This is a genomic window from Pseudoalteromonas sp. S4741, assembly GCF_005886135.1.
In the GTDB taxonomy this organism is placed as follows: Bacteria; Pseudomonadota; Gammaproteobacteria; order Enterobacterales; family Alteromonadaceae; genus Pseudoalteromonas; species Pseudoalteromonas tetraodonis.
This window is the reverse complement of the sequence record NZ_PNCN01000200.1, coordinates 1-1,172: the sequence shown is the minus strand read 5'-3', so window position 1 is coordinate 1,172 and position 1,172 is coordinate 1. Positions and strand designations below refer to the sequence as shown.

At 38.8% G+C, this 1,172-nt stretch carries 1 protein-coding gene and 1 tRNA gene; both read right to left on the bottom strand.

What is annotated here, in order from left to right:
• Positions 1 to 95: 95 nt before the first annotated feature.
• Positions 96 to 542 carry an REP-associated tyrosine transposase gene (locus CWC30_RS17625; protein WP_069439933.1) on the bottom strand — a complete coding sequence of 149 codons (447 nt, stop codon included), beginning with the start codon at positions 540 to 542 and terminating at the stop codon, positions 96 to 98.
• A 419-nt stretch (positions 543 to 961) separates the two neighbouring features.
• Positions 962 to 1,037 (bottom strand) — tRNA-His (locus CWC30_RS17620).
• Positions 1,038 to 1,172 lie beyond the last annotated feature (135 nt).

The window sequence follows — 1,172 nt, the reverse complement described above, 5'->3', positions numbered from 1 at the left end:
CCTTAATTGGTAAAAGTTGTTTTGCAATTTCTTTATACCGTACTCTCCCGTTAATGGGGAGGAGTCCATACATCTGCTACACGTCGGCTGTAATATTAAACATAAACGCAATCCCAGTAAGGGTAATCTGCAACATTGGCTATTAACTTTGCCCTCAAAGGATTGGCAATAATATAACGAGCGCTTGCTATAAGATCTTCTTCATTACGAATTAAATGATCGTAATATCCTTTTTGCCACAATCTATAAACCTCAAACTGATAAAAACTCGCGGCAGTTCTACCTTTAAAAAGACGAACTACATTTGAAAGCGTATTGTTTGAAAGTATTTGAAATTGCCAATGTAAGTGGTCTGGCATAATAACAAATGCGATTGATTTTATTCGTTGTTCTCGTTCTAGCTCTCGCATATGTTTTATTAAACAACGATTCATATTAAGTTTAGTAAAAAGCTTATTACGATTATGGGATACCATAGTGACAATATAGTAATGATTAGTTAATGAGACCCTCCCTTTCCTGAGTCTATAAGCCTTCTTCATAGCGAGTCCTTGCGCATAAAGAATAAAGTGTAGCAGCGATTTTATATCGCGTCTTTTTAAAGGTTACGAGCGGCGGGCTGCGAGGTGGCGGGTAAATTAAAATAGCCTGTAGGCAGGGCTTTACGCCGCACACATGTAGCAGCGGATTTATTCCGCGTCTTTTTAAAGGTTAAAGGCAAAAGGTTAAAGGCAGAGATTAAGCCAAGCACGGCGTTTGGTTTAAACGTAGGTGAGGTGTTATGTGCGCACTTATATGTTTTGAGATAATGGCTAAAGCGTAAATACGGGAAATAGGCTGTGTAACATGGAATGAACCAGCGGCTACTGATAAGTGTGTATTATTTTTATTTTAGATTTAAACCGGATAAATATAATTTAGAGGTTAGCTGTAGATATTACTGAGGAGACTTAAAGAATAGTGGGGCGATTGACGGGGCTCGAACCCGCGACAACCGGAATCACAATCCGGGGCTCTACCAACTGAGCTACAACCGCCACTACATACACCTTGTTTGGTGTGGCGCGCATAATACATAATATCCCCATGCTTGTGAAGCAAAAAAATCAAAAAAATTAAATTTATTATAAATATTCTATATTTAAGCTATTGGCAACGGGCAACGGGCAACG